Origin of the sequence: Marinomonas arctica (genome assembly GCF_003259225.1) — a bacterium.
GTDB lineage: Bacteria > Pseudomonadota > Gammaproteobacteria > Pseudomonadales > Marinomonadaceae > Marinomonas > Marinomonas arctica.
In genome coordinates this window covers 1-572 of record NZ_QHJF01000085.1, presented here as the reverse complement: position 1 = coordinate 572, position 572 = coordinate 1, and the positions used below count along the sequence as shown (strand labels likewise).

General features: G+C 48.4%; 1 protein-coding gene. It reads right to left on the bottom strand.

Annotated features, from left to right (window positions below; translation table 11 throughout):
• On the bottom strand, positions 1 to 541 hold a 541-nt coding region (locus tag DK187_RS20930), incomplete at its 3' end, for a cadherin repeat domain-containing protein (protein ID WP_162623582.1).
• Positions 542 to 572: the final 31 nt, after the last annotated feature.

Sequence of the window (572 nt, the reverse complement as noted above, 5' to 3'; positions counted from 1 at the left end):
TGGCATTAATGTCTAATAAAGACGCATCGGTACCAGTAAGACTGTAAGTCAACGTGTTGTTGGCGGTTGTACCATCTGCATCCGTCGCGGTGACGGTGTAAATCACGGTACTCGTTGTCGCATTTTCATTCACGCTGCCCGCTGTTGCGGAAGTGACCACTGGCACGTTGTCGTTAAGATCATTAACACTAACCGTAACGGCTTTGCTAACACTCAAACTGCCTGAGTTAAAGTTACCAGCGCCATTATCCGTAGCCACTACATTGAAGCTGTAACTAGACTTGGTTTCAAAATTCGCAGACGCTTTTAATGTCACCACCCCGGTGCTGGCATTAATGTCTAACAAAGACGCATCGGTCCCCGTTAAGCTGTAAGTCAGCGTATTGTTGGTCGATGTACCATCCGCATCCGTGCCTGTTACAGTATAAATCACCGTACTAGTCGCTGCGTTTTCATCCACATTGCCCGTTGCCCCAGAAGTAATGACCGGGGTGTTGTCATTGAGATCATTAACACTAACAGTGACAGCTTGGGTGTCCATCAGGTTCCCTGTGCCGTTATCGGTCGCGACG